This is a genomic window from Nocardioides sp. (genome assembly GCF_035697785.1).
Classification (GTDB): domain Bacteria; phylum Actinomycetota; class Actinomycetes; order Propionibacteriales; family Nocardioidaceae; genus Nocardioides_B.
The window spans coordinates 1-5297 of sequence record NZ_DASSCL010000041.1 but is presented as its reverse complement, the minus strand read 5'-3'; the positions used below and the strand labels follow the sequence as shown (position 1 = coordinate 5297).

3 protein-coding genes and 2 pseudogenes are annotated in these 5297 nt (G+C 71.1%); 3 read left to right on the top strand and 2 right to left on the bottom strand.

The window, feature by feature from the left end:
- Window positions 1–2511: pseudogene (locus tag VFH10_RS04365) on the top strand (hypothetical protein); the annotation flags it as partial.
- Between the two features lie 179 nt (window positions 2512–2690).
- Here the strand turns inward: VFH10_RS04365 and VFH10_RS04360 are convergent.
- A complete protein-coding gene (locus VFH10_RS04360) occupies window positions 2691–2930 on the bottom strand; it encodes a hypothetical protein (protein WP_325126322.1) in 240 nt (79 codons plus the stop codon).
- 48 nt (window positions 2931–2978) lie between these two features.
- Window positions 2979–3215, bottom strand: coding sequence for a Prokaryotic metallothionein (locus tag VFH10_RS04355; protein ID WP_325126320.1), 237 nt, complete (start codon window positions 3213–3215; stop codon window positions 2979–2981).
- Window positions 3216–3752: 537 nt separating this feature from the next.
- Here VFH10_RS04355 and nrdR point away from each other — a divergent pair.
- Both nrdR and VFH10_RS04345 read left to right on the top strand, forming a co-directional pair.
- Window positions 3753–4268: a transcriptional regulator NrdR gene (gene nrdR, locus VFH10_RS04350; RefSeq protein ID WP_325126318.1), complete on the top strand. Its 516-nt coding sequence runs from the start codon at window positions 3753–3755 to the stop codon at window positions 4266–4268.
- Window positions 4269–4419: 151 nt separating this feature from the next.
- Window positions 4420–5297: pseudogene (locus tag VFH10_RS04345) on the top strand (vitamin B12-dependent ribonucleotide reductase); the annotation flags it as partial.

Genomic DNA, 5297 nt, shown 5'->3' with positions numbered 1-5297 from the left:
CTGCTCTACCAGACCCTGGAGGCGGTCGACGGGCACCGCGACTACGACCAGGTCGCGGCCGTGGTGTCGGAGCGGTCCGGTCGGACGGTCAGCGCCGACAACATCCGCAGCCTGGTCACCGACCAGCTCCGGCCGCTCGGCTTGCTCGCCAAGGCCGACGGCGGTCAGCCCGAGCTGAAGCGGTCCAACCCGCTGCTGGGGCTGCGGTTCCGGTACTCGATCACCGACCCCGAGCGCACTCGACGCCTCACCGCGCCGTTCGCGGCGCTGTTCGCGCCGCTGATCGCGATCCCGCTGCTGGCGGCCTTCGGGGTCGTCTCCTGGTGGGTGTTCTTCGAGAAGGGGCTCGCGCAGGCGACCTACGAGGCGTTCGAGCACCCTGGCCTGCTGCTGCTCGTGTTCGCGGTGACCCTGCTGTCGGCCGGGTTCCACGAGTTCGGGCACGCCGCCGCGGCCAGACGCGGGGGAGCGACGCCGGGGGTGATGGGCGCCGGGGTCTATCTCGTCTGGCCCGCCTTCTACACCGACGTCACCGACTCCTACCGGCTCGGCAGGTGGGGGAGGGTGCGCACCGACCTCGGCGGGTTGTACTTCAACGCGATCGTCGCGGTCGCGGTCACCGGCGTGTGGTGGTTCAGCGGGTACGACGCGCTGCTGCTGGTGGTGGCAACCCAGATCCTGCAGATGCTCCAGCAGCTCACCCCGCTGGTGCGCTTCGACGGCTACCACGTGCTCGCCGACGTCACCGGCGTGCCCGACCTGTTCCACCGGATCAAGCCGACCCTGCTCGGCGCGCTGCCCTGGCGGTGGGGCGACCCCGAGGCCCGGCTGCTGAAGCCGTGGGCGCGGGCGGTCGTCACCCTGTGGGTCGTCGTCGTGGTGCCGCTGCTGCTGCTCGCGCTGGTAGCGATGGTGCTCACGCTGCCGCGGATCCTCGGCACCGCCTGGGCGCGGATCCAGCAGGAGCAGGACCTGATCGCGGCCGCCTGGTCCGAGGGTGACCTGGTGCAGCTCGCGGCCCGGGTGCTCACCGTGCTCGCCGTGGTGCTTCCCGTGGCGGCGGTCCTCTACATGCTGTTCCGGCTCGGCCGGCAGGTCTCGGTCGCCACCTGGCGGGCCACCGCCGGCCGCCCCGTCCGACGTACCGTCGCCGCGGTCACCGCCCTCGCGCTCGCCGCCGCCCTGGCCTGGGTGTGGTGGCCGCGCCCCGACACCTACCGGCCGATCCAGCCCGACGAGCGCGGCACCATCACCGACCTGGTCCGGCCCGCGGCGGTGCTCGGCCGGCCCGGGTTCGCCGAGCCGACCCCCGACCCGCTGGCCTCCGCCGCTGCCCCTGTGGCCGCGGATGCGACGGCGCCGACCATCGCGCGCGGCGACCGCGGCACCGTCCAGGCCGTCTGGGACACCGACCAGAACGTCCCGACCGAGGCCGAACCGGTCCCCGCCGTCGTCCTCATCCCGCGCCCCGACGCCGGGACCGCGCCGTCGACCGACGCCACCGCCGCGCCCAGCCCGGCCGAGGTCGGCACGACGACGCCCGCGCCCTCCGCGGACCCGTCCGCGGCGACGCCCGCCCCCACCCCGTCTGCGGCGCCCGGCACCGACCCGGCGGCGCCCAGCGCCTGGGTGTTCCCGTTCAACCGGCCGCTCGCCCCCGAGCCCGGCGACAACCAGGCGCTCGCGGAGAACACCACCGACGGCACCGTGCAGTACGACGTCGCGCTCGCGATGGTCTGGGTCGAGGGCGGCGAGGACGCGCTCAACACCAACGAGGCCTACGCCTTCGCCAGCTGCAACACCTGCGCCTCGGTCGCGATCGCGTTCCAGGTCGTGATGGTGATCGGCGACAACGACGTCGCCGTGCCGCAGAACCTGTCCGGCGCGGTCAACTACAACTGCGTCAACTGCCTCACCTACGCGCTCGCCCAGCAGCTGTTCATCACCCTCGACGGCCCGCTGTCGGAGGAGGCGCGGGCCCAGCTGGACGAGATCTGGGCGCAGATCGCGGCGTTCGGCCAGACCATCACCGGCATCCCACTGGACCAGATCGACGACAAGCTCGACGAGTTCCAGCAGCAGATCCTCGACGTCATCGAGACCGACCAGCCCGGCACCGTGCCCCGCTCCTCGCCCGGGGCCGACCCGAGCGGCACCGCCACAGCGAGTACGACGGGGCCCAGCCCGACCGCCGGCGGCACTACCGGACCGAGCCCGACGGCCGGGACCACGAGCGGGCCGAGCCCGACCTCCGCCCCGACCGGCGCCGGCACCGCCACGACCGGACCCACCTCCTCGCCGACGGCCGGCGAGCCCAGCCCCACCGCGGGACCGACCACCGGCCCGACATCCGGTCCTACGTCCGGTCCGACCGCAGGGCCGACCACCGGGCCTACCAGCCCGGGCGCGACGGCGGGCTCCACCGCGCCTCCCAGCCCGACGGACTCCGGGACCGGCACCGCCTCCACCGACGCAGCCACCGGCGCGGAAAGCAGCACGCCGACTCCCTGACTGGACCGTTCGGCGCGCCTGTTTCGGTTTTCGGACCTACGGGTATTCCATGGAGAGACGGACCGTCGCGTGTTCCCCTACCGCGCGACGCATGCTGTGCCCGGTGCGGCACCCACGCAGGCCGACGCAGTCGGTGGCGAGGCGCCCACCGGGCACACGTGCGTCCGGGGCGCGTGTGTCTAGGCCCCGCCGCTGTCCCCGCCGAGCGACCCCGGTGTCGACGGCTCCTCGTCGTCGAGCTGGTGCGACGGGCAGTCAGGGTTTGGGCAGTAGTCGACAGCCACCATCTCCCCGGGCCGCAGCTCCGGCCGGTCCGCATTGGTCTTGTCCATGTCCACCACGGCGTGCGCGAGCTCGGTGCCGCAGTGCTCGCAGTGGGTCGGCCAGTGGGTCGGCTCGTCGCTCGGCTGATCGCTCATCCGGCCACGCTACCGCCGTACTCCGGCAACGACCGTGAACACGAGGGGCTAGGCGTGGTCGGCGACCGCGTCGGTGCCCTCGGCCTCGCGCGCACAGTGGGCGCAGCAGTAGAACCGGCCGGAGACCTGGCTGCCGTGGCCGATCACCTTGCAGCCGCAGTGCTCGCACACCGGGGCCAGCGCATGGATCGCGCACTCGAAGCTGTCGAAGGTGTGCGTCGCGCCGGCGGCGACCACCTCGAAGCTCATCTCGTAGTCGTTGCCGCATACCTCACAGGTGGCCACGTCGACTCCCTCCGGACGGTGCTCTGACGCGTCTTCGATACCCCTCCCGCGGCCGGACCCGCAAGGGGGCGTGGGCCAGGCCTCTGGGACGGGTGTGACCAGTGGGGAATGACCCGAACGGGTCGTGGACGCCGCCGTTCGGCGCCGCTAGCAACCCGGCTCCGACACGCCCGGCGAGGCTTGCGACACGCCGGAAAGACCCCTCCCGAACCGCCCTGACCTGCGGCTTTACCGGCCTCCGAGAAGTTCTTCGACGAGTTTCCCCGAACAAGTTGCGCACCCTGGGGGGCCGACCTAGGGTTACCACTACATCTAGTACTTACACGGCTGTAGTTCTCCACAGATAGTGGTGAGTTGCGCACAGGAAGTCGCCAGATGTCCCCACGTTACCCACAGATTCACCCCCAGGTTCCGGTTGATCGAGCTGGTCGAGATCACCAGGGCGTCACGGCGGAATCCGGGCAGAAACTGTCGGTGGGGAGCGTTGAACTACACGTATGAGAACCGCGTTTCGAGACCGGGAGAGGAGCGGCCGACGTGCACTGCCCGTACTGCCGCAACACCGACACCCGGGTCCTCGACAGCCGGGTGGCCGAGGACGGTGGCGCGATCCGCCGCCGGCGCACCTGCCAGTCCTGCGACAAGCGGTTCACGACCGTCGAGCAGATGCAGCTGACCGTGTTGAAGCGGAGCGGGGCCAGCGAGCCGTTCGCCCGCGACAAGGCGGTCAGCGGTGTCCGCAAGGCCTGCAAGGGCCGGCCGGTCACCGAGGACGACCTGGCCTGCCTCGGCCAGCAGGTCGAGGACACCCTGCGCAGCGAGGGCTGGGCCGAGGTGCCCGCCCACGAGGTCGGCATGGCCATCCTCGGCCCGCTCCGCGAGCTCGACGAGGTCGCCTACCTGCGGTTCGCCAGCGTCTACCGGGCGTTCGAGTCCGCCGACGACTTCGAGGCCGAGATCGCCGTGCTCCGAGCGGAGCGGGCGGCCGCCTCGGTCGTCGACCCGGCTTCGGTGGTCGAGCCCGTCGAGGCCCCCGCCGTACCCACCGGGTAACCCACAGACTGCCCGGCGCGTCGTGGGGAAGCGGCGCGTCGGGCACACCAACTTCGGCATCAGCAGCATTGAGCACCACGGCACGGCCAGCACACAGCGGCACAGCACAGATTTCGACGACGACGTCACCACAGGGGAAGAGGAGCACCACATGACGGAGACCGCCAGCGGCCCGGCACGCAGCACCCGCAAGAGCACCGGCAAGGGCCTGAAGATGGAGCGGGTGTTCTCGACGGAGGGCGTGCACCCCTACGACGAGCTCACGTGGGAGCGTCGCGACGTCGTCCAGACCAACTGGAAGTCCGGCGAGACCGTCTTCGAGCAGCGCGGTGTGGAGTTCCCCGACTTCTGGTCGGTCAACGCCTCGACGATCGTCACCACCAAGTACTTCCGTGGCGCCGTCGGCACCGACGCACGCGAGTGGAGCCTCAAGCAGCTCGTCGACCGGGTCGTGAAGACCTACCGCAAGGGCGGCGAGGACAACGGCTACTTCGCCTCCGTCGCCGACGCCGAGCTGTTCGAGCACGAGCTCACCTGGCTGCTCGTGCATCAGTACTTCTCCTTCAACTCCCCGGTCTGGTTCAACGTCGGCACCCAGAGCCCGCAGCAGGTCTCCGCGTGCTTCATCCTGTCGGTCGACGACTCGATGGACTCGATCCTGAACTGGTACAAGGAGGAGGGCTTCATCTTCAAGGGCGGCTCCGGCGCCGGCCTGAACCTCTCCCGCATCCGGTCGTCCAAGGAGCTGCTCTCCAGCGGGGGCACGGCGTCCGGGCCGGTTTCCTTCATGCGCGGTGCCGACGCCTCCGCGGGCACCATCAAGTCCGGGGGCGCGACCCGTCGCGCAGCCAAGATGGTCGTCCTCGACGTCGACCACCCCGACATCGTGGAGTTCGTCGAGACCAAGGCGCGCGAGGAGGACAAGATCCGCGCGCTGCGCGACGCCGGCTTCGACATGGACCTCGGCGGCAAGGACATCACCTCGGTCCAGTACCAGAACGCCAACAACTCCGTCCGGGTCACCGACGA